The sequence below is a fragment of the Paractinoplanes tereljensis genome, from assembly GCF_016862435.1.
Taxonomy (GTDB): Bacteria; Actinomycetota; Actinomycetes; order Mycobacteriales; family Micromonosporaceae; genus Actinoplanes; species Actinoplanes tereljensis.
Genome location: NZ_BOMY01000060.1, coordinates 124,693 through 142,550 on the forward strand (window position 1 = coordinate 124,693; position 17,858 = coordinate 142,550).

At 70.4% G+C, this 17,858-nt stretch carries 24 protein-coding genes and 1 riboswitch; of the genes, 14 read left to right on the forward strand and 10 right to left on the reverse strand.

Annotated elements, in window-relative coordinates; all coding sequences use genetic code 11:
- Positions 1 to 18 precede the first annotated feature (18 nt).
- Positions 19 to 1,572: a methyl-accepting chemotaxis protein gene (locus Ate02nite_RS45175; RefSeq protein WP_239148179.1), complete on the forward strand. Its 1,554-nt coding sequence runs from the start codon at positions 19 to 21 to the stop codon at positions 1,570 to 1,572.
- Here Ate02nite_RS45175 and Ate02nite_RS45180 read toward each other — a convergent pair.
- On the reverse strand, positions 1,569 to 1,922 hold the full coding sequence (locus Ate02nite_RS45180) for a VOC family protein (protein ID WP_203814152.1): 354 nt from the start codon (positions 1,920 to 1,922) through the stop codon (positions 1,569 to 1,571). The two genes, Ate02nite_RS45175 and Ate02nite_RS45180, sit on opposite strands and share 4 nt — an antisense overlap.
- A 122-nt stretch (positions 1,923 to 2,044) precedes the next feature.
- Between Ate02nite_RS45180 and Ate02nite_RS45185 the strand changes: the two genes are divergently transcribed.
- The 5 genes from Ate02nite_RS45185 (at position 2,045) to Ate02nite_RS45205 (ending at position 5,005) form a co-directional block, all read left to right on the forward strand.
- On the forward strand, positions 2,045 to 2,464 hold the full coding sequence (locus Ate02nite_RS45185) for a hypothetical protein (RefSeq protein WP_203814153.1): 420 nt from the start codon (positions 2,045 to 2,047) through the stop codon (positions 2,462 to 2,464).
- A gap of 110 nt (positions 2,465 to 2,574) precedes the next feature.
- The gene (locus tag Ate02nite_RS45190; RefSeq protein WP_203814154.1) at positions 2,575 to 2,955 is read left to right on the forward strand and encodes a roadblock/LC7 domain-containing protein; all 381 of its coding nucleotides are present in this window, start codon (positions 2,575 to 2,577) and stop codon (positions 2,953 to 2,955) included.
- A gap of 11 nt (positions 2,956 to 2,966) precedes the next feature.
- Positions 2,967 to 3,995: a DUF4388 domain-containing protein gene (locus tag Ate02nite_RS45195; RefSeq protein WP_203814155.1), complete on the forward strand. Its 1,029-nt coding sequence runs from the start codon at positions 2,967 to 2,969 to the stop codon at positions 3,993 to 3,995.
- 58 nt (positions 3,996 to 4,053) lie between these two features.
- Positions 4,054 to 4,572 carry a roadblock/LC7 domain-containing protein gene (locus Ate02nite_RS45200; protein WP_203814156.1) on the forward strand — a complete coding sequence of 173 codons (519 nt, stop codon included), beginning with the start codon at positions 4,054 to 4,056 and terminating at the stop codon, positions 4,570 to 4,572.
- A 61-nt stretch (positions 4,573 to 4,633) separates the two neighbouring features.
- Positions 4,634 to 5,005 carry a hypothetical protein gene (locus Ate02nite_RS45205; RefSeq protein ID WP_203814157.1) on the forward strand — a complete coding sequence of 124 codons (372 nt, stop codon included), beginning with the start codon at positions 4,634 to 4,636 and terminating at the stop codon, positions 5,003 to 5,005.
- A gap of 216 nt (positions 5,006 to 5,221) precedes the next feature.
- Here the strand turns inward: Ate02nite_RS45205 and Ate02nite_RS45210 are convergent, their stop codons facing one another.
- The 5 genes from Ate02nite_RS45210 to Ate02nite_RS45230 all read right to left on the reverse strand — a co-directional run bounded on the left by Ate02nite_RS45210 (position 5,222) and on the right by Ate02nite_RS45230 (position 9,428).
- Positions 5,222 to 5,737 carry a DUF1269 domain-containing protein gene (locus Ate02nite_RS45210; RefSeq protein ID WP_203814158.1) on the reverse strand — a complete coding sequence of 172 codons (516 nt, stop codon included), beginning with the start codon at positions 5,735 to 5,737 and terminating at the stop codon, positions 5,222 to 5,224.
- 34 nt (positions 5,738 to 5,771) lie between these two features.
- Positions 5,772 to 6,863, reverse strand: a complete 1,092-nt coding sequence (locus tag Ate02nite_RS45215; protein ID WP_203814275.1) for an MFS transporter — start codon at positions 6,861 to 6,863, stop codon at positions 5,772 to 5,774.
- A gap of 48 nt (positions 6,864 to 6,911) precedes the next feature.
- Positions 6,912 to 7,994: a DUF2786 domain-containing protein gene (locus Ate02nite_RS45220; protein WP_203814159.1), complete on the reverse strand. Its 1,083-nt coding sequence runs from the start codon at positions 7,992 to 7,994 to the stop codon at positions 6,912 to 6,914.
- A 3-nt stretch (positions 7,995 to 7,997) separates the two neighbouring features.
- Positions 7,998 to 9,116 carry a tRNA dihydrouridine synthase DusB gene (gene dusB, locus Ate02nite_RS45225; RefSeq protein WP_203814276.1) on the reverse strand — a complete coding sequence of 373 codons (1,119 nt, stop codon included), beginning with the start codon at positions 9,114 to 9,116 and terminating at the stop codon, positions 7,998 to 8,000.
- A 66-nt stretch (positions 9,117 to 9,182) separates the two neighbouring features.
- Positions 9,183 to 9,428 (reverse strand): hypothetical protein, encoded by a 246-nt coding sequence (locus tag Ate02nite_RS45230; protein WP_203814160.1) that lies wholly within the window; start codon positions 9,426 to 9,428, stop codon positions 9,183 to 9,185.
- 350 nt (positions 9,429 to 9,778) lie between these two features.
- On the opposite strand from Ate02nite_RS45230, the gene Ate02nite_RS45235 reads away from it, so the two are divergent.
- Positions 9,779 to 10,225, forward strand: coding sequence for an XdhC family protein (locus tag Ate02nite_RS45235; RefSeq protein ID WP_203814161.1), 447 nt, complete (start codon positions 9,779 to 9,781; stop codon positions 10,223 to 10,225).
- Between the two features lie 13 nt (positions 10,226 to 10,238).
- Here Ate02nite_RS45235 and Ate02nite_RS45240 read toward each other — a convergent pair whose 3' ends face one another.
- From Ate02nite_RS45240 to Ate02nite_RS45250, 3 genes are all read right to left on the reverse strand, one after another.
- Positions 10,239 to 11,618 carry a glycine--tRNA ligase gene (locus Ate02nite_RS45240; protein WP_203814162.1) on the reverse strand — a complete coding sequence of 460 codons (1,380 nt, stop codon included), beginning with the start codon at positions 11,616 to 11,618 and terminating at the stop codon, positions 10,239 to 10,241.
- 77 nt (positions 11,619 to 11,695) lie between these two features.
- Entirely contained in the window at positions 11,696 to 12,199 is a 504-nt protein-coding gene (locus Ate02nite_RS45245) for an Rv0361 family membrane protein (RefSeq protein ID WP_203814163.1), read from the reverse strand.
- Between the two features lie 16 nt (positions 12,200 to 12,215).
- A complete protein-coding gene (locus Ate02nite_RS45250; RefSeq protein WP_203814164.1) occupies positions 12,216 to 12,557 on the reverse strand; it encodes an antibiotic biosynthesis monooxygenase family protein in 342 nt (113 codons plus the stop codon).
- 31 nt (positions 12,558 to 12,588) lie between these two features.
- On the opposite strand from Ate02nite_RS45250, the gene Ate02nite_RS45255 reads away from it, so the two are divergent.
- From Ate02nite_RS45255 to Ate02nite_RS45285, 7 genes are read left to right on the forward strand one after another with little or no spacing between them, the layout of a single operon-like run.
- Positions 12,589 to 12,846 carry a DUF6703 family protein gene (locus Ate02nite_RS45255; protein WP_438871329.1) on the forward strand — a complete coding sequence of 86 codons (258 nt, stop codon included), beginning with the start codon at positions 12,589 to 12,591 and terminating at the stop codon, positions 12,844 to 12,846.
- A gap of 50 nt (positions 12,847 to 12,896) precedes the next feature.
- Positions 12,897 to 13,790: a metal ABC transporter substrate-binding protein gene (locus Ate02nite_RS45260; RefSeq protein ID WP_203814165.1), complete on the forward strand. Its 894-nt coding sequence runs from the start codon at positions 12,897 to 12,899 to the stop codon at positions 13,788 to 13,790.
- Positions 13,787 to 14,587, forward strand: a complete 801-nt coding sequence (locus tag Ate02nite_RS45265) for a metal ABC transporter ATP-binding protein (protein ID WP_203814166.1) — start codon at positions 13,787 to 13,789, stop codon at positions 14,585 to 14,587. The genes Ate02nite_RS45260 and Ate02nite_RS45265 overlap by 4 nt, the downstream gene beginning before the upstream one ends.
- Positions 14,587 to 15,453 carry a metal ABC transporter permease gene (locus tag Ate02nite_RS45270; RefSeq protein WP_203814167.1) on the forward strand — a complete coding sequence of 289 codons (867 nt, stop codon included), beginning with the start codon at positions 14,587 to 14,589 and terminating at the stop codon, positions 15,451 to 15,453. The genes Ate02nite_RS45265 and Ate02nite_RS45270 overlap by 1 nt, the downstream gene beginning before the upstream one ends.
- 31 nt (positions 15,454 to 15,484) lie before the next feature.
- Complete coding sequence (locus tag Ate02nite_RS45275) at positions 15,485 to 15,787, forward strand: ArsR/SmtB family transcription factor (protein ID WP_203814168.1); 303 nt, start codon at positions 15,485 to 15,487, stop codon at positions 15,785 to 15,787.
- Positions 15,784 to 16,188 carry a Fur family transcriptional regulator gene (locus tag Ate02nite_RS45280; RefSeq protein WP_203814169.1) on the forward strand — a complete coding sequence of 135 codons (405 nt, stop codon included), beginning with the start codon at positions 15,784 to 15,786 and terminating at the stop codon, positions 16,186 to 16,188. The genes Ate02nite_RS45275 and Ate02nite_RS45280 overlap by 4 nt, the downstream gene beginning before the upstream one ends.
- Before the next feature lie 27 nt (positions 16,189 to 16,215).
- Positions 16,216 to 16,830 (forward strand): hypothetical protein, encoded by a 615-nt coding sequence (locus Ate02nite_RS45285; protein ID WP_203814170.1) that lies wholly within the window; start codon positions 16,216 to 16,218, stop codon positions 16,828 to 16,830.
- On the opposite strand, the gene Ate02nite_RS45290 is transcribed toward Ate02nite_RS45285, so the two are convergent.
- Positions 16,790 to 17,635 carry an alpha/beta fold hydrolase gene (locus Ate02nite_RS45290; RefSeq protein ID WP_203814171.1) on the reverse strand — a complete coding sequence of 282 codons (846 nt, stop codon included), beginning with the start codon at positions 17,633 to 17,635 and terminating at the stop codon, positions 16,790 to 16,792. The two genes, Ate02nite_RS45285 and Ate02nite_RS45290, sit on opposite strands and share 41 nt — an antisense overlap.
- A 58-nt stretch (positions 17,636 to 17,693) precedes the next feature.
- A riboswitch (TPP riboswitch) is annotated at positions 17,694 to 17,796 on the forward strand.
- Positions 17,797 to 17,858 lie beyond the last annotated feature (62 nt).

Genomic DNA, 17,858 nt, shown 5'->3' on the forward strand with positions numbered 1-17,858 from the left:
GTTGCCGATGTAGTAGCCGTGGAGTCCGTTTCTCCGGCCGGCCGGAGTATGACCATCGTCGCCCGCCTGCTGATGATGGGCGCGGCCGGGCTGGTGTCGGTGGCGCTGGTGGTGGGTTTCGCGATCTACAGCTCGCACGTGCAGGCGGACGCGAACCGGGACATCGCCCGGGTGTCGGACGGGATGAGCCACCAGTGGAACGCCGACATGATGCACGACGCGTTGCGGGCGGACGTGATGTCGGCGATGTACTACCGCTCGGCGGCCGGCAACGAGGTCGCCGAGCACGGTAAGACAATTCTGGAGAACTACGACACGGCGGCGGCCGAGGCACCGGCCGATCTGACCGACGAATACACCCGGGTGCGGCCCCGGCTGGTGGTCTACGCGGACACCGCCGCGCAGGTCGTCAGCAGCCGGGACCCCACCGAACTCAAGGACTATCTGACCATCTACGCGGAGCTCGAGGAGGACCTCGGGGCGCTCGACGACGCGATGGGCGCGGCCGTGCTGGCGGCCAGCGAGCAGGGTGTCTCGTCGGCCCAGAAGAGCGACTGGATCATCGGGCTGGCCGGCCTGGCCGGCATCCTGATCACGGTGCTGGCCGGCTGGCGGACGCTGCGGGCGATCCGCCGGCCGTTGCGGGAGATGGTGACCGGCCTGCGCGCGGTGGCCGATTGTGATCTGACCGTTCAGGTGCCGGTGCTGCACCGCGACGAGCTGGGCGAGATGGCCGGCGCGCTGAACGGGGCGATGGGGGCGTTGCGGCAGACGGTGGCCGCGACGGCGCTGAGCATCGGGACGCTGACCGCGGCGAGCGGTGATCTGCGGACGCTCGCCGGCGAGCTGGACACCTCGGCCGAGCAGACCTCGGCGCAGGCGCGCAGCGCGGACGCGTCGGCCCAGAACGTGTCGTCGGCGGTGGGCGACATGATGACCGCGACCAACGAGCTGTCGGCGTCGATCCGGGAGATCGCCCGGCAGACCGAGGTGGCCACGGCGACCACGAGCGCGGCGACCCGGGACGCGGCACGGACCGCCGAGGCGGTGGCCAAGCTGAGCGAGGCGAGCCGGGAGGTCGGCGACATCGTGCAGCTGATCACCAATATCGCCGAGCAGACCAACCTGCTGGCGTTGAACGCGACGATCGAGGCGGCCCGGGCCGGTGCGGCCGGCAAGGGGTTCGCGGTGGTGGCGACCGAGGTGAAGGACCTGGCCCAGGAGACCGCGCAGGCGACCGCGGACATCACCGCGAAGATCTCGGCGATCCAGGAGATGACGAACGGGACGGCGGCCGCGATCGCCTCGATCACCGAGGTGATCGCGCAGATCGACGACGGTCAGCGGATGATCGCGGCGGCGGTGGAGCAGCAGTCGGCGACGACCGAGCTGATGTCGCGCAACGTCGGTGAGGTGTCGGCGGCGGCCGGCGAGATCTCCGGCACGGTCACCAACATCACCCGTTCGACGGAGTCGACGGCGGAGGGGGCGAACACGACGCGCACCTCCGCCGAGGTGGTGAGCACGGCGGCCGGCGAGATCCAGACGCTGATGGCCCGTTTCCGCTATTAGGCTCGCTTGGACGCGAGCACGCAGAACTCGTTGCCCTCCGGGTCGGCGAGCACCACCCAGGAGACGTCGTGCTGGCCGACGTCGGCCAGGCGGGCGCCCATGTTCACCAGCCGCTCGACCTCCACCTCCTGATCGTCCGGGCGCAGGTCGATGTGCAGGCGGTTCTTGACGGTCTTGGCGTCCGGTACCGGGGTGAACAGCAGGCCGGGCAGTTCGTCGGGGGTGCGCCGGATCTCCACCTCGTCGGGGGCCTCGTGCACGATCACGTAACCGAGAGCCTCGGCCCACCAGCGGGCCAGCCGGTGCGCATCCTCCGCGTCCACGACGATCTGTTCCCAGCGGACCGGCATATGGCGCCCCCCTTATCGAAAAGTGACGATCATGTTACGCGCCCCGGTCGGGGGACCCTCGTCCTGAGCACCCGCACCGGCCGTGCGACGACGACCCTCGATGGCCTCGAACCATGCGAGGCGTGGAGCGATTGCGGCTTTTGCTGAGCGAGCTGGGTACGGCCGGGTGGACCGGGGCGCTGCACGTGGGTGGCACGCCGGGCGGCGTGCTCCATCTGGTGGGCGGCCGGATCGCGTACGCCGAGACCTCGTCCTGTCCCGGTCTCGGCGAGCGGCTGGTCGCCTCCGGGCGGCTGAGCCGGGCGGCGTGGTCGTCGGCGGTGGCCGAGGGCCGCGCCGGTTGCCGGGTCGGGCGGGTGCTGATGCGCGAGGGCCTGATCGGGCAGAACGAGCTGGCGTCGCGGGTGTCGGTGACCGTCGCCGACGCGGCCGGCGAGTTGCTGCGGTCCGGCGGGGCGCCGCTGCGGCTGGTCCCGGGCGAGCGGCATTGGCTGGGAGCGATCGGCCCGCAACGGCGCCGCTGCGAGTCTCGCCGACCATGACGCACATCGGGTGCGACTTGTCGGGTCATGGTCGCCGCAGGATGGCGCACGGTGACAACAGGGACGTTCGTCACCGTCCAGTGGGGGGACACCAGCGCTGAGGGAGTGACGTGCCCGGCGTCGATCACTGTCTGCAGGAGGCCATGGCGATTCCTGGCGCGGTCGGCGCCAGCATCGTCGACTACACCACCGGCTTCCCGGTCGCCACGACGGGAACCGCACCGAATTCCGACCACGAGGCGGCTGCGGCCGGCACGGCCGACGTGGTCCAGGCGGCCACCAGCCGGTCCCTGTTCGTCTCGGCGGTACCGCACGACCTGTTGGAAGACCTGATCATCACGACGGCCGGCGGCTATCACCTGCTCCGCCTCGTACATACCGATTTCGACAGTCGGCTCGTCCTCTACGTCTGGCTGGACCGGCAGCAGGGGAACCTCGCGGTGGCCCGCCGCCGGATGCAGAAACTCGCCGATGACCTGATCGCCACGTGAGGAGAGACCGGGTGACCACCTCGAAGACCGCCGCGCCGGCCCGCCTGTTCACCCAGGTGGCGGCCGACCGGCAGACCGGCGCCCTGGTGGTCGGGGGCCACCCGGGCGGCGCGGTCTACGTCCTCGAGGGCCGGGTCATCTACGCCGAGTCGCCGGCCGCGCCCGGGGTCGGCGAGTTGCTCACCGCGTCCGGCCGGCTGGCCGGCCGGACCTGGCAGACCGCCCTGGACCAGGGCACCTCCACCGCCCGGGTGGGCCGGCTGCTGGTCGAGCAGGGCCATCTCACCCAGGGCGAGCTGGAGTTGTGCGTGCTCGGCGCGACCTACGACGCGGCGTACTTCGCGCTGTCGCCGGCGTCCGCGCCGGTCGAGTTCCTCGGTGGCGCCATGCACTGGCTGGGCCCGATCGCGCACATCGACCCGGCGGCGGTGGACCGGGAGGTGCGCCGCCGGGCGAAGATGCTCGACGACATCTTCCCGGACCCCCGGATCGACACGGCGGTGGTCACGCCGGTGTCCCGGCCGCCGCGGGAGCGGATCACGCTGACCGCGCCGCAGTGGGAGCTGCTGGTGCACGCCGACGGCCAGCGCACCCCGGCCGACCTGGCGTTACTGCTGGGCCGCGCCGGCTTCGCGACCATCCAGGAGCTGCGGCGCCTCGCGGCGCTGGGTCTGCTGGAACTTCCGGAGGTACGGGCGGAAGCTCCCGAATTCGTCAGGCTGCCCCGGGCCCGCGGCACCGCGGTGGACGCGCGCCGGCATCGGGCGGGTCCCGTCGACTCCCCCGCCGTGGCGGTCGTGCCGGTCGTGTCCGGCGTGCGCCCAGCGGCCCCCGACCCTCCCCCCGCGCCACCCCCGCCGCCGGTTGTCGCCGAGGACACCAACGCGAACGGCACGGTGTACCGGCCGCCCCGGCTGGCCCGCCGAAAACCGGGCGCGAAGCTGCCGAAAGAGGTGGCCGCCGAACCCGCGCAGATCCATCCCGGCACCGACGAGGTGCTGCTCAAGCGGATCCGCACCGCATTGCGGGGCCTGCGGTGACACGCGCACCCCCTTTTCCGACGCGTTCCCGAGACCAGAAGAGAAAGGCCGACCGAGGATGACGGTGGATCCGGCGGTGCTCCAGGAGCTCGACCGCCTGCGCTCCCGGCTGCCGGAACTGTCCGGCAGCGTGCTCGCGAGCACCGACGGGCTGGTGGTCGCGCACGACGCGCACGGCCTGGAACCGGACGGTCTCGCCGCGCTGGCCGCCGCGCACCTGGCGCTGGCCCGGCGGTTCGCCCACGCGGTGAACCACGGCAGCCTGCGGGAGTCGGTCGTCGAGTGCGATCGCGGCTACATCACCACCTACACCGCGGGCCAGAACACACTGCTCACCCTGGTCACGTCCGGGGACGCCAACCTCGCGATGGTCCACCTCGAGGCACGCCGATGCGTACGGCGCCTCGTCCGGATCCTCGTCCTCGAGGCAAAACCACAGATGCGTCCGGCCATTCCCAGCCAGCACAGTCCCACTCAGCCCGGCCCAGCGCAGGCCGGCCAAGCCGCACCGCTGACGCGGCGCACGCCGATGGCCACCCTGCCCGACAACGCCCGGCGCCGGCAGGCGACCGGCTGATCACCCCGGTACCGCCGGCGACGCGGCGGACCGCCATCCCACCGCAACGGAGGACCATCCCATGCCCGATATGGACACCGCACTCAAAGAGATCATGGAAATCGACGGCGCCGTGGGCGTCGCCCTCGTGGACCACACGAGCGGCATGGCGCTGGGCACCGTCGGCGGCGGCAAGGAACTCGACCTGACGGTCGCCGCCGCCGGCAACACCGACGTGGTCCGGGCCAAGCTGCGGGCGATGGAGATGCTCAACATCTCCGAGAAGATCGAGGACATCCTCATCACCCTGGAAAGCCAGTACCACCTGATCCGCCCGCTGACCAGCCGCTCCGGCAAGGGCCTGTTCCTCTACGTGGCCCTGCGCCGCGACCGGTCCAACCTGGCCATGGCCCGCCACCAGCTACGCCGCATCGAAAACGACCTCGACGTCTGACCGGCGCCCACCGTGCCCGCTCCCGGCGGGGAGGGCGATCCGCCCTCCCCGCCTTTTTACCTCTTTAGCAGGGCTGCGGGCCTTTAGCAGGGCTGCGGGCCTTTAGCAGGGCTGCGGGCCTTTAGCAGGGCTGCGGGCCTTTAGTAGGGGTGCGGGCCTTTAGTAGGGGTGCGGGCCTTTAGCAGGGCTGCGGGCCTTTAGTAGGGGTGCGGGCCTCTAGTAGGGCTGCGGGTTCGCCGAGGCGCCGCCGAAGGTCTCGAGCAGGATCTCCCGTTCGCCATCGGTCAGGTTCGTGTCGATGAGGCGGGAGTGTTCGCCCAGGCCGTGGAAGCGTTCGCCGAGGCGGTCGAGGTTGCCGGCGTCGGTGACCAGGAACAGCGCGGATGTTCCCTCGGTGATCTCGGTGCGGATCCTGGTCAGCTGTTCCTTGGTGATGCCGGCGTCCTCGGTGGCCTTGCTGATCGCGCCGATCGCGGCGCCGGCCGCGCCGCCGACCACCGGGACCAGGAACAGCGTGCCGGCCAGCAACCCCCAGAACGCGCCCCAGCCGGCCCCGCGCCACACCCCGTCGTGCCCGTGCAGCCGTTGCGGCTGCGCGGCGCCCGGCGGCCAGGTGATCACCGCGTGGTCGAGCAGTTTGACCAGGCCGTCGGACTGCGCGTTCTTGAGCGTCTCGGCGGCCCGCTGCGCGCCGTCCGGGCTGTCGAACCGCCACACCGTGAAGGTCGTCATGCGGTCATCGTGAGCCGCCGTCGCGGGTTGTCCCTCATCCCCGGCGGACGATTTCCAGAACGGCGGTGAGCAGTAACGGGATCGCGGCGAGCGCGAACAACGGCGTCAATGCCAGTGGCAGCGCGAACCACGCGTACAGCAGGACGGCGAACACCTCCGCCCCGAAGCCGCTCACCGACAGCACGGTGGTGCGGGCCGGCCCGGTGATCTCGTCCTGAAGCCGGGTCTCCCCCCGCACCATCGCGAATTGCAGCAGCCCGAACGCGGCCGAAATGACGACCATCCCGGCCAGGTGCGGAATGAGAACGCCGGCGGCAAGTAAGGCCGCCGCTCCCGCGACTGAGCACCCGAGAATTGGCCGCGCGGCGAAACGTCCGGCGAGCGCGCTTCCCGCGGCCATCGCGAGCGCGGTCAAGGCATAAATCAGCGGTACGGCTACCGTGGGCGCGCCTTTCTCCCGGGCGAGCAGCGGCAGATATTCGTCGAGCGCGCTGAATCCCGGCAGCAGTGCCGCGACCGCGAGAGCGAGAACAATCCGCCGGCTCTTGACCGATTCCCGCAGACCGGACCGCAGCAGTGCCGCATAACCGGGGCCTTCCCCGCCCGTACCCCTCGAATCGGGCAAGCCCAGCGCGAGCAGACCACTGAGGGTGACCACCGCGACGCTGGCGATGCCCACCAGCCGGTAGCCGCCCACCGCGAAGGCCGGCGCGGCCAGCAGCGTGGCGGCGGTCATCGCGAGGATGCCGACCGTGCCGGCCCGGCCGATGACCTTGGCGTAGTCGTCGCCGACCTGGTCGTAGACGAGCGCCTCGAGGGTGCCGGAGGTCAGCGCGCCGCCGATCCCCCACAGCACGAAGCCCAGCGCGAAGCCCGGGAACGCCGGCCAGACCAGCCACAGCGCGTAACCGGCGCCGATCAGGATCTGACCGATCGTGTAGAGGCCGCGGCGGGACCACGCGTCGGCCAGCGCGCCGGAGGGCACCTCGAAGGCGAACGAGACCACCGACCAGATCACGAACAGCGTGGAGATCTGACCGGTCGTCAGGCCCGCGTCGGCGAACAGCAGCGCGTAGACCGGGTAGAGCAGGACTCCGTCCCCGAGGGCACGGACGGCGTAGAGCAGCGGCGTTCAGCGTCAAACCGGATGCATGCCCTTATCGTCGCGCCCCGGTCAACCCAATTTGGCCTCGTCGGCCGCGGCGCGGCCGGATTCCCATCCCTCGAGGCTGTCGACCCGGCTGCCGCGGGCCTTGACGGTACGGGGGAAAGCGCGCGTCAACGCCTCCTGCACCTTCAGATCGCGGCTGCGCAACACCGGCAGCAGATCGGTGTGCCGCTCGATCTCGTGGCGGGTGGTCGACTCGAGCCGTTCGCCGATGCGATGGGCGTAGGCGACCAGGAAACTGCGCCGGAACGCTTTGATCCGGGCTTTGCCCTTGGCCGGTTCGTCGCGGGCCATCGCCCGGTTCGCCTGCACCAGCAGCGACGTGTAGAGCAATTCGACCGCGTCGATGTCGGCGTCGAATCCGAAAACGGTGGAGAAGGCCAGTTCGGGTGACCAGACGGTGTGGCAGTGGTTGGCCCGGGCGACCGCGTCGAGAAGAGCAGCCTTCTCGCTCTCGTAGGGATGGTCGACGCCGACCCGGCGGGCCAGCGGGGCCGCTTCCGGCACGGCGGTGAGCACCGATTCGATGCTGTGCTTGGCGATCAGTTCCTGGGCCTTGGCCGAGAACGCCTCCGCCTCGGCCGGGAAGTCGGTGCTCTCGGCCTTGGCCAGCAGGGCGCGCACCCGTTCCAGGATGCGGTTGTCGGCCCCCTGATAGCGGGTGGCGGCGACGGTGCCGGGGGGCGGGACCAGGGCTTCGATGCGCGGGAGTCGGCGCAGTTCGAGCAGGAGCCCGAGGGTGGCGTCGTTGCGCTTGATCCGGTCGGCCCGGACGGTGCCGCGCGGCAGTTCCTCGGCCTGGCCGCGCCAGCGCGGGTCGACGTCGGCGAACCTCGCGAGATAGGCCTTGGCCGCATCGGCGACCACCTGGGCCTGCACCGGGTCGCCGAGCCGGGCCACCACCCGGTGCAGCTCGGCCGGCTGCCACCCGGCCTGGAAGAGCCGGTCGACGGCCGCCGCCACCGCCTGGGCGAGCGCGGCATCGGCGTCCGGTGCGACGGTGAGCGCGTCGAGGCCCTCTTCCAGGCTGAGCTCACCGCCGAGTACCGCCCGGATCGTGTCGACCCCGGCCTTTCCCGTTCCCAGCATCGGTCAGCCGCCCGATTCGTCGGTTTCGGCGCCCTCGGGGACCGACTCGTCGTCCCGGCTGTCGAGCCAGCCGTACGGCAGGGAGACCTTGCCCGGGGCGTTCACCCGGCCGCGCGGCTGACCCAGCGCGTCGGCCGGGAACGGCAGTGCCGGGTCGAGCATCCCGAGCAGGTCGTCCAGCTCGGCCAGCGAGGAGATCATGGCGAGGCTGCGGCGCAGGTCCCCACCGACCGGGAAACCCTTCAAATACCAGGCGATGTGCTTACGGAAGTCGGCGCAGCCGTGCTTCTCGTCGCCCAGCGCGTCGACAAGCAGCTCGGCGTGCCGGGACATGATCTTCGCGACCTCGCCGAGGGCCGGCAGCACCGGCCGGTAGTCGCCGCCCTGGGTGAACGCGGCCTCCAGGTCGGCGAACAGCCACGGCCGCCCCAGGCAGCCCCGGCCCACGACGACCCCGTCGACGCCGGTGTGCGCGACCATGCGCAACGCGTCGGAGCCCTCCCAGATGTCCCCGTTGCCGAGCACCGGCACGTCGAGGGCCTGCTTGAGAGTGGCGATGGCGTCCCAGTCGGCCTTGCCGGAGTAGCGCTGCTCGGCGGTGCGCGCGTGCAGCGCCACCGCGGCGACGCCCGCTTCCTGCGCGGCGAGGCCCGCCTCGACGTACGTCAGGTGGTCGTCGTCGATGCCCTTGCGCATCTTGATGGTGAGCGGAATGCCGAAGGGCTTGGCCGCCGCCACGGCCTGCGACACGATCCGCCCGAACAGCCGCCGCCGCCACGGCAGCGCCGACCCACCCCCACGCCGGGTGACCTTGGGCACCGGACACCCGAAGTTGAGGTCGACGTGATCGGCCAGGCCGTCCTCACCGATCATCCGCACCGCAGCCGCGGTCACGTCCGGGTCGACCCCGTAGAGCTGAAGGCTGCGAAACCCTTCATCCTCGGCGAACGCGATCATCTTGAGCGTCTTGGGAATCCGCTCCACCAGCGCCCGAGTGGTGATCATCTCGCACACGTAGACCCCGCCACCCTGCTCCCGGCAGAGCCGCCGAAAGGCCACGTTGGTGATGCCCGCCATCGGAGCGAGCACAACGGGCGGGTTGACGACGTGGTCGCCGAGCATGAGCGGTGCAGTCACGCCCCCAAGCGTGACACGCCCAGCCCGGCGACCCCGAATCGCCCGCCCGGCTTACCGGGAGTCGTCGCGGTGAATCAGCGTGTCAACCATGCCGATCAGCTGCTGCACCCCGCCCTGCATGGAGTCCAGGGTCAGTGTGTGGTGAGCCAGGGTGATGGTGTGTTCGCGCAGCGTCGCAGTTTGCCGGTCCACCGTCGCCGTGAGCCGCGTCAGCATCTCGGTGTGCTGGTCCAGGGTCGCAGTGTGCGGTCGACGCCCCTCCAGGTCGGTAACGCGCTCGTCGAGGGTAGCGGTCATGTGGGTTCCTCCGGGGTGAGAGATGCGGCCGGACTGTGCTGTCCGGCATGGGGATCGCCTCGCCCGAAATACTAGTCCAAGGCCTACTGGTCCAGCGACCCCTAGGCGCTGGTAAATTTTGAGCAGAAACCCCGGACAAATCCACCCCGTCGCGCGTTAGGCTTTGCGGCGAAGACCCCGGTCGCCTCTGCTTCGGCATGCTGCCGGGGTTATTGCTTTCCAAGCCGCGTCTCGATGTGCATAGATTCTAGGCGCACGACAACGTGTCTTGCATCTAGGCCGCGGGGTGGGTGTGGATCTGGCACAGTCGGGTTGTGAGTAATGGGTTGAGTCCGCGGCGGCTGGTTGTGGTGTTTGAGTCGCCTACGGCGGAGGCGATGCTTCGGCTTGGGGTGGACGCCGGGTTTCAGGCGGTGCTCGTCGAGCCGGATGAGTCACGGCTTCAGGGGACACCGCGGGCGCACGGCGATCGGGTCGTGCACGATCTGGCCGCGGCCGAGCTGGATGAGAGCACCGACGTCGTGCTCAGCGACCATCACCGGGCCGAGATCGGCACCGTGCTCAAGGAGACGCTGGCGGCGCGGACCCGGTGGATCGGCACTCTCGGGAAGCCGGCCATCGAGGGGCCGCACGTGGCGATGCTGCGCGAGCTCGGCGTGCCGGACGAGCAGATCGCGCGGGTGCACCGGCCGATCGGGCTCAACATCGGGGCGCGGACCCCGGCCGAGATCGCTATCGCGACCTTGGCCGGGCTCATCGCGGACCGGAACGGCCGGCCAGGCGGCTTCGCCTTCTAGAAGATGACGAGGATCAGCAGCCGGGCAGGCGCTTGAGCAGGTAGTCCTCGATCTGGTCGAGGGCGACCCGCTCCTGCTTCATGGTGTCGCGGTCGCGCACCGTCACCGCGTCGTCGGTGAGGGTGTCGAAGTCGACCGTGACGCAGAACGGCGTACCGATCTCGTCCTGGCGGCGGTAACGCCGGCCGATCGCCTGCGAGTCGTCGAACTCGACGATCCAGCGCTTGCGCAGCGTGTCGGCCAGGCCACGGGCCTTCGGGGACAGCTCGGGGTTACGCGACAGCGGCAGCACCGCCACCTTGATCGGCGCCAGGCGCGGGTCGAAGCGCATCACCGTGCGCTTGTCGACGCCGCCCTTGGTGTTGGGCGCCTCGTCCTCGTCGTACGCCTCGAGGAGGAACGCGAGCACCGCGCGGGTCAGGCCGGCGGCCGGCTCGATCACGTACGGCATCCAGCGTTCCTGCTTCTCCTGGTCGAAGTACGACAGGTCGACGCCGGAGTGCTTGGAGTGCGTGGTGAGGTCGAAGTCGGTGCGGTTCGCGATGCCCTCGAGCTCGGCGAACTCGGTGCCGCCGAACTGGAAGCGGTACTCGATGTCGACCGTGCGCTTGGAGTAGTGCGAGAGCTTCTCCTTGGGGTGCTCGAAGAAGCGCAGGTTGCTCTCCGACAGGCCCAGGTCGCGGTACCAGTTCCAGCGCTGCTGCAACCAGTACTCGTGCCACTCCTCGTCCTTGCCGGGCTCGACGAAGAACTCCATCTCCATCTGCTCGAACTCACGCGTACGGAAGATGAAGTTGCCCGGGGTGATCTCGTTGCGGAAGCTCTTGCCGACCTGGGCGATGCCGAACGGCGGCTTCTTACGCGCCGCGGTGGCCACGTTGTTGTAGTTCACGAAGATGCCCTGGGCGGTCTCCGGGCGCAGGTAGTGCAGCCCGTCGGCGCTCTCGGTGGGGCCCAGGTAGGTCTTCATCAGGCCGTTGAACATCTTCGGCTCGGTGAAGGTGCCCTTGTTGCCGCAGTTCGGGCAGTTCAGCTCCTGCAGCGAGGACGGCAGCGAGCCGTGCTTGGCCTCCCACGCCTCCTCGAGATGGTCGGCGCGGAACCGCTTGTGGCAGGACTGGCACTCGGTCAGCGGGTCGACGAACGCCTCGAGGTGACCGGAGGCCGCCCACACGTCGCGGGACAGGATGACGGCGGAGTCGAGGCCGACGATGTCGTCGCGCTGCTGAACCATCGTGCGCCACCACTGGCGGCGGACGTTCTCCTTCAGCTCCACGCCCAGCGGACCGTAGTCCCAGGCCGAGCGGGTTCCTCCGTAGATCTCACTGGAGGGGAAGACGAAACCCCGGCGCTTGGCCAGGGAGACGACGGCATCGATTCGATCGGCGGGCATGTTCCTCCTACGCCGGCTGGGTGTCGGCGGGGACATCGCAGGCGGTGATCAACAAAAGATCGGGACAAACAGCGAGATTACTCCCCGAGCGAGCACACTTCGAAATCGCCCGTGTCGGTGTCCTGCTCAAGGGCGGCCGAGACCTCGGCGGACGCGCCGTTGAGATAGGTGACGTCGACCGGCAGGCTCATGTTGACGATGTTGAAGTCGCCGAAGGTGTACTCGGTGATGGCTTCCTGGCCGGTGATCCGGGCCCGGAACTCGGCCGAGCTCTCGTCCTCCCGGGTGCTGTCGCAGAGCAGGTCGTACGCGTCGTCGTAGCGTTTGGCCTGGACGGCGTCGAGATAGTCGGAGACGGCGGCCTCGGCCCGCTCCTGCATGGCGCCGGTGGCGGACACCCCGATGCCGATCAGCGCGGCCAGCCCCCCGCCGCAGATCAGCACGACGACCCCGGCCGCGATGCCGACGCCCCAGCCGACCCGCTTGCCCTTGCCCTCGACCGGCGGCGCCGGGAAGGGCGGGTAGACGCCGGGCCCCGGCGGCGGGCCGGGCGGGCCAGGAACAGAAGGGGCCGTCGTCATGAAGCCAGATTAGTCGTCAGCGCCAGGGGTCCGCGGCCCGGTCACTGGCCGTCACGACCACCTCGCCACCGGGCGCGGCACTGGCCAGCGTCTCGAAGGCCGACGGCGCGTCGACCGACTCGGCCAGCAGCGGGGTGGCGTGGACCTTGACGTCGAATCCACTCAGCGCCCGCCGGTAGGCTCCGACGGACTCCCACTCGGTGACGAGGGTCCAGTGGGCGGGGTCGTCGATCGCGCGGGTGAGCCGGCCGGAGAGATAGCCGGGTCGTTCGGCCAGCGCGGTCAGGGCGGCGTGCGCCCGGACAACGAAGCCGTCATGCGTGTCCGGCGGGACGACGAAGCGGTTGAGCACGAGCATGCGACGAGCGTACGCAGCGCTAGGAGGCGACATGGTGGCGACGTCCGACAACCTGCTGCGCCGGTTGGCCCGGGTGAACCCGACCACCGCGTTCATCGTGGCGCTGGTCCTGATGCTGGCCGGGATGTTCCTGCCGGGGATCGTCGGCGCGGCCCTGTTGTTCCTGCTCGCGGCGGGCCTGGCCACGCTGACGTTCACCACCTGGCCGGTGCAGCGCCCGTCGACCCGGGTCCTGCGCGTGGTGATGCTGGTGCTGCTGCTGGCCGCAGTCATAGCGAAGGCTGTGTAAAACCCATGCGCTTTTGACAATCATTATCATTGTCAGCGACAGTGGGTGCTATGCCCCGCGTTCTGCTCGCCGCCCTGCTCACCCTCGCCGTGGTGGCCGGGTGCGCCGACCGGCCGGCCCAGGCCGACGGCAAGCTGAACGTGGTCACCGCCTTCTACCCGCTGCAGTTCCTCAGCGAGCGCATCGGCGGCGACACGGTGACCGTTACCAATCTCACCAAGCCCGGCGCCGAGCCGCACGACGTGGAGCTCAACCCGCGCCAGGTCGCCGACGTCGCCGACGCGGGCCTCGCGGTCTACCTGAACGGTTTCCAGCCGGCCGTCGACACCGCGGTCGCGCAGGAGGCGAAGGACCGCGCGTTCGACGTCGCCTCGGTGGTCGAGTTGCTGCCCTACACCGAGAAATCCGAGGAGCCGGAGGGCGGCAGCCGCGACCCGCACGTCTGGCTCGACCCGGTCCGGTTCAGCACCATCGCGGGCGCGCTCGGCGAGAAGATGGCCGCCGCCGACCCGGCCAACGCCGCGGCCTACCGGGCCAAGGCCCAAGAACTGCAAACCCAACTTCAAAGCCTCAACCAGGAGTACGCGAAGAGCCTGGCGAGTTGTCAGCGGCATGAGCTGGTCACCAGTCACAGCGCGTTCAACTACCTGGCCACCCGCTACGGCCTCACCCAGGTCGGCATCACCGGCATCTCGCCCGAGGCCGAGCCGTCCCCGCAGCGCCTCGCCGCGGTGGCCGAGCAGGCCCGGGAGACCGGCACCACGACGATCTTCTTCGAGACACTGGTGAGCCCGAAGGTGGCCGAGACCATCGCTCGTGAGGTCGGCGCCAAGACCGCCGTGCTGGACCCGCTCGAGGGGCTGACCGACACGTCGTCCGACTACTTCACCGTCATGCGGGCCAATCTGGCCGCCCTGACCGAGGCATTGGGGTGCACCTCATGACCGCCGCTGATGTGAAGGGCGCCGTCGACGTACGCCACCTGGCCGTGGGTTACGACGGCCGGGAGATCCTGCACGACGTCTCGCTCGCCGTCACCGGCGGCGAGGTCGTCGCCATTCTCGGCGCCAACGGTTCCGGCAAGTCCACCCTGATCCGCACGATCCTCGGCCTGGTCCCGGCCGCCCGCGGCGAGATCGACCTGTTCGGCACCGCCCAGCGCAAATTCCGGGACTGGGCCCGGGTCGGTTACGTTCCGCAGCGGCTCGGCGCCGGCAGCGGGGTGCCGGCTACGGTCGGCGAGGTGGTGGCCTCCGGCCGGCTGGCCCGCCGCGGCATCTTCCGCCCGGCCGGTGCCGCCGACAAGGCCGCCGTCCAGGCCGCCCTGCGCGACGTCGGCCTGCTCGACCGGATCGGCGACCCGGTGTCGACCCTGTCCGGCGGCCAGCAGCAGCGCACCCTGATCGCCCGCGCCCTGGCCGGCCGGCCCGACCTGCTGGTCCTCGATGAGCCCACGGCCGGCGTGGACGCCGCCAGCCAGGAGGCGTTCGCCGCGGCGCTGGGCCGGTTCGCGGCCGGCGGCGGCACGATCCTGCTGGTCGCGCACGAGCTGGGCCCGCTGCGGCCGCTGATCGACCGGGCCGTCGTGGTGCACGAGGGCCGCATCGCCCACGAGGGCATTCCGCCCGAGCCGGCCGGCCACCACGCCGACCCCGACCACGACCACGTGCACCCGCACGCCGCCCTGGAGAAGGCCGCCATCTGCGAGTGGGCACCGGCCGACCGGATGACAGCGGGCTGATGGACCTCTTCCAGTACGACTTCATGATCCGGGCGCTGATCGGCGCGCTGGTGATCGGCCTGGCCGCCCCGGCCCTCGGCATCTACCTGGTGCAACGGCGGCTGTCGCTGATCGGCGACGGCATCGGGCACGTGGCGCTCACCGGCGTCGGCGTGGGCCTGCTGCTGCACCACTCCCCGGTGATCAGCGCGGTCATCGTCTCCGCGCTCGGCGCGGTCGGCATCGAGCTGATCCGCCAGCGCGGCCGCACCTCCGGCGACCTGGCCCTGGCGCTGCTGTTCTACGGCGGCATCGCGGGCGGCGTGGTGCTGGTCGGGCTCTCCGACGACAGCAGCAACGCCAACCTGATGCAGTACCTGTTCGGTTCGCTGATCACCACCTCACCGCAGGACGTGGTGATCATCGTGGCGCTCGGCGCGGCGGTGCTGATCACCATGACGGTGTTCCGCCCGGCACTGTTCGCGGTCTGCAACGACGAGGAGTACGCCAAGGTCAGCGGCCTGCCCGTGCGTACCCTCAATCTGCTGATGGCGGTGACCACCGCGGTAACCGTGACCATCGCCATGCGTACGGTCGGATTGCTCCTGGTCTCGGCCTTGATGGTCGTGCCGGTCGCCGCCGCCCAGCAGGTCACCCGGGGTTTTCGCAGCACCATGGCGCTGGCCATGCTGATCGGCCTCGGCGCCGCCGGCGTCGGCGTGGCCGTCTCGGCCGAGGTGGACACCGCGCCCGGCGCGACCACCGTCATCATCGCGCTCGCCGCCTTCGTGGCGATCGCGGCCGGCGGCGGCGCCGTCCGCGCGCTGCGCCGCCGCGCACAGCATCCCCGGGAGGTGGAGCCGCCCGATGTCGTCCTCCAAGGATGAACCGGCTCCGCACGCTAAGTTGGGCACTGCGATGACGACGGTGACCGGGTACGAGGCGTACGAGTCGGCCGGGGAGCTACTGCGCGCCCTGTCCGCGCCGATCCGTGTCGCGATCGTCGCCGAACTCGGTGTGGGAGAACGCTGCGTGCACGAACTTGTGGAAAAGCTCGGCGCACCCCAGCCGCTGGTGTCCCAGCATCTGCGGGTGCTGCGCGGGGCCGGCGTGGTGCGGGGTGCGCGCCGGGGCCGGGAGATCGCATACTCGCTGGTGGACGACCATGTCGCGCACATCGTCGCCGACGCCGTCAGCCACGCGAGGGAGGTCCGCCCGTGAACATCGACTCGACCGCGCAGCGAAACACCAAGCAGCGCAGCGCGGTGAGCGCCGTGCTCAACGAGACCGAGGGCTTCAACAGCGCCCAGGACCTGCACGCCATCCTGCGTGACCGGGGCGAACGCGTCGGCCTCACCACCGTCTACCGCACCCTGCAGGGCCTCGCCGACGCCGGCGAGATCGACGTGATGCGCCCGCCCGGCGGCGAGCACCTCTACCGCCGGTGCAGCCAGGGCCACCACCATCACCTCGTCTGCCGGTCCTGCGGCCGGGCGGTCGAGGTCGAGGGCCCGGCGGTCGAGTCGTGGGCCGACCGGGTGGCCGCGAAACACGGGTTCGTGGACGTCTCGCACACGATGGAGATCTTCGGCACCTGCCCGGAGTGCGCGGCCAAGCGCTGAGTCGTTCCACGTGGGACGCTGTGCCCCGTGAAGCTTTACGCCGAGCGGATCCCCACCGCCATCCGCCAACTGCTCACCGACATCATCGTCGTCATCTGGATCTACCTGTGGATCCGGGCCGGCCTCTGGGTGCACGACATGGTCGAGAAACTGGCCGTACCGGGCCAGAAACTGCAGAGCGCGGGCGGCGGCATCGCCGACAACCTGGCCGACGCCGGCGGCAAGATCGGCCGGGTCCCGCTGGTCGGTGACCAGCTGGTCAAACCGTTCAACGGGGCCGCCGACGCGGCCCGCTCGCTGGCCGACGCGGGCGCGCAACAGCAGGAGATCGTCGATCAGCTGGCGCTGATCATGACGATCCTCGCGCTCTCCGTACCGCTCGCGCTGGTGTTGTTCTTCTGGCTTCCGCTGCGGTTGCGGTGGATGCGCCGGGCCGCGGTGGCTTCTTCGGTACGCGGTGAAAGCGCCGGCCGTGATCTGCTGGCGCTGCGCGCGCTGGCCAGTCAGCCGTTGAACGAACTGGCCAAACTCGGCCCCGACATCGCGCAGAGCTGGCGCAACGGCGACGCCGAGGCAGTCGACGCCCTGGCCGAACTGGAACTCAAGAAGCTGGGTCTGACGGTGTCGGGTCGCCGCCGGTGATCCGCGCCAGGGCGTACGTGGCGAGCGGGCCGGCCGCCTGCTCGGGCACCCAGTGGCTCACCCCGCGCAGCACGACCAGCTGATAGTCGGCCTCCACCCAGTCCCGGGTGCGCAGCGCGGCGGTGCGGGAGACGACACCGTCGCGGTCACTCCAGACGTACGTGGTGGGGACCGTGATCACGCCGACGCCGCCCAGGTCGCTGCCACTGAAAGCGCGGTACCAGTTGAGGCCGCCGGTCAGCGCGCCTGGTTCCCGCATCGCGTCCACGTACAGCGTGGCGCGGTCCCCGGTCGGGCTCAGCATCGCCTTGAGCACGGCCGCGTTCGCGCCCAGCAGGAACCGCTCGGCGATCGCGCTGCGGAACACCGCGAAGTAGCTGAACCGGGCCCGCTGGGTCGGCCGGACCCGCATGGCCAGGCGCAACGCCCGCGGGTGCGGGACGGACACGGCGGTGAGGGTGCGCACCCGCTCGGGGTACTGGGCGGCCAGGATCCAGCCGACCTGCGCGCCCCAGTCGTGGCCGATGACGTGCGCCTTCTCGATGCCGAGGGCGTCCAGGACGGCGATGGCGTCCTTGGCCGGCTCGGTGATCCGGTAGGCGCCGACGTTGTCCGGGCGGGCGCCGGGCGAGTAACCGCGCTGGTCGACGGCGTACGTGCGGAGGCCGGCCTCGTGCAGGCGAGGCAGGATCAGGTCGAACTCGCGGTGGTTCTGCGGGAAACCGTGCAGCAGCAGAACGGGCTCACCGTCGACCGGGCCACCCTCGTACACGTCGAAGGTCATCCCGCGCGCCTTGATCTCCATGTGATGGCTCCCTCGCTGTCCCGGAACTGCCAACGGTGTTAGCGTCATCGAAACATAAGCAATCCGACAGGGGAGCGCACAGCGCTGAGAGTGCGGGCAACCGCAGACCCTCGTACCTGATCTGGGTAATGCCAGCGCAGGAAGCTCGGTCTTTTCTCCAGCCGCGCCGTGGTCTTTATTTCCACGGCGCTGCGTCTCCTCCCGGTACCCGCTGGGAGGCAAC

What these genes read in the sequence shown, in the direction of transcription:
- Ate02nite_RS45180 (WP_203814152.1), bottom strand. Translation starts at nt 1,922, where the DNA reads ATGCCGGTCCGCTGGGAACAGATCGTCGTGGACGCGGAGGATGCGCAC.
- Ate02nite_RS45200 (WP_203814156.1), top strand. Translation starts at nt 4,054, where the DNA reads ATGACGGTGGATCCGGCGGTGCTCCAGGAGCTCGACCGCCTGCGCTCC.
- Ate02nite_RS45205 (WP_203814157.1), top strand. Translation starts at nt 4,634, where the DNA reads ATGCCCGATATGGACACCGCACTCAAAGAGATCATGGAAATCGACGGC.
- Ate02nite_RS45210 (WP_203814158.1), bottom strand. Translation starts at nt 5,737, where the DNA reads ATGACGACCTTCACGGTGTGGCGGTTCGACAGCCCGGACGGCGCGCAG.
- Ate02nite_RS45220 (WP_203814159.1), bottom strand. Translation starts at nt 7,994, where the DNA reads ATGCTGGGAACGGGAAAGGCCGGGGTCGACACGATCCGGGCGGTACTC.
- dusB (WP_203814276.1), bottom strand. Translation starts at nt 9,116, where the DNA reads ATGCTCGGCGACCACGTCGTCAACCCGCCCGTTGTGCTCGCTCCGATG.
- Ate02nite_RS45230 (WP_203814160.1), bottom strand. Translation starts at nt 9,428, where the DNA reads ATGACCGCTACCCTCGACGAGCGCGTTACCGACCTGGAGGGGCGTCGA.
- Ate02nite_RS45240 (WP_203814162.1), bottom strand. Translation starts at nt 11,618, where the DNA reads ATGCCCGCCGATCGAATCGATGCCGTCGTCTCCCTGGCCAAGCGCCGG.
- Ate02nite_RS45245 (WP_203814163.1), bottom strand. Translation starts at nt 12,199, where the DNA reads ATGACGACGGCCCCTTCTGTTCCTGGCCCGCCCGGCCCGCCGCCGGGG.
- Ate02nite_RS45250 (WP_203814164.1), bottom strand. Translation starts at nt 12,557, where the DNA reads ATGCTCGTGCTCAACCGCTTCGTCGTCCCGCCGGACACGCATGACGGC.
- Ate02nite_RS45255 (WP_438871329.1), top strand. Translation starts at nt 12,589, where the DNA reads ATGGTGGCGACGTCCGACAACCTGCTGCGCCGGTTGGCCCGGGTGAAC.
- Ate02nite_RS45260 (WP_203814165.1), top strand. Translation starts at nt 12,897, where the DNA reads ATGCCCCGCGTTCTGCTCGCCGCCCTGCTCACCCTCGCCGTGGTGGCC.
- Ate02nite_RS45265 (WP_203814166.1), top strand. Translation starts at nt 13,787, where the DNA reads ATGACCGCCGCTGATGTGAAGGGCGCCGTCGACGTACGCCACCTGGCC.
- Ate02nite_RS45270 (WP_203814167.1), top strand. Translation starts at nt 14,587, where the DNA reads ATGGACCTCTTCCAGTACGACTTCATGATCCGGGCGCTGATCGGCGCG.
- Ate02nite_RS45275 (WP_203814168.1), top strand. Translation starts at nt 15,485, where the DNA reads ATGACGACGGTGACCGGGTACGAGGCGTACGAGTCGGCCGGGGAGCTA.
- Ate02nite_RS45290 (WP_203814171.1), bottom strand. Translation starts at nt 17,635, where the DNA reads ATGGAGATCAAGGCGCGCGGGATGACCTTCGACGTGTACGAGGGTGGC.